Source organism: Methylobacterium variabile, from assembly GCF_001043975.1.
Taxonomy (GTDB): domain Bacteria; phylum Pseudomonadota; class Alphaproteobacteria; order Rhizobiales; family Beijerinckiaceae; genus Methylobacterium; species Methylobacterium variabile.
Map to the genome: position 1 here is coordinate 1 of NZ_LABY01000477.1, position 781 is coordinate 781.

General features: G+C 67.1%; 1 protein-coding gene and 1 pseudogene. One reads left to right on the forward strand and one right to left on the reverse strand.

Annotated elements, in window-relative coordinates; all coding sequences use genetic code 11:
- A pseudogene (locus VQ02_RS37900) lies at positions 1–252 on the reverse strand (hypothetical protein); the annotation flags it as partial.
- A 250-nt stretch (positions 253–502) separates the two neighbouring features.
- Between VQ02_RS37900 and VQ02_RS34000 the strand changes: the two are divergent.
- Positions 503–781 (forward strand): hypothetical protein (locus VQ02_RS34000; protein WP_048448698.1); only part of this gene is annotated, 279 nt, incomplete at its 3' end.

Here is a 781-nt window from a genome sequence, read left to right on the forward strand (position 1 = left end):
CATCGCCCGGATGATCGAGCGCGACGCCTCCCAGGCGTGATCGGGATCGCGCAGCTCCTCGCCGTTCAGATCGGTGATGATGTCCTCGCCGATGTGAGTGTTGAAGAAGTATCGGGGCATGGGCAATCCTTCCGGTCGAGCATAGGCTCTACCTGCCCTGTCCCTCACGCCGATTCCAGTCCCCTCCCCGGATGATGCAATGCTGATTTCGACGCGTTTGCCCGTCTGGGGATCGAGAACGACGAATGCCATCGTCAACTCCTGCGCAACGCGCCCCGCCGCCCGGACCCATTGGGGCTGCACCTTGTGGCGGAGATGAGGCCTCCCGCGTTGTCCACCGCGGGGTCGCGGCCCGGGGGCGGACGGACGGGGGGTGAGCCGACCAAATGCCACTTGCGCCGGGTCCCGAATTCGGGCTTCCTGTCACAGGGGAATCCGGCGGAACGCTAGGTCAGGGAATACCGGCGCCGCCTGGCTTCGCCAGGGAGCCTCGAAACGTCCGATGGTGTGGCGCATCGTCAACTGGAGCCGCAGGCCAGATCCGCCCGACCTCATCGGCGGTTTCGACCCGATCTACTACCTCCGCAAGAACCCGGACGTTGCGGCAGAAGGGTGCGATCCGCTGGAGCACTACCTGCATTTCGGCTGGCGGGAGGGACGGGACCCCTCCGCCGAGTTCAGCACCCGCGGCTACCTCTCGGCCAACCCTGACGTGGAACGGGCGGGCGTGAACCCCCTCCTCCACTACCGCCGCCACGGCCTGGCAGAGCGCCGCCGCGGG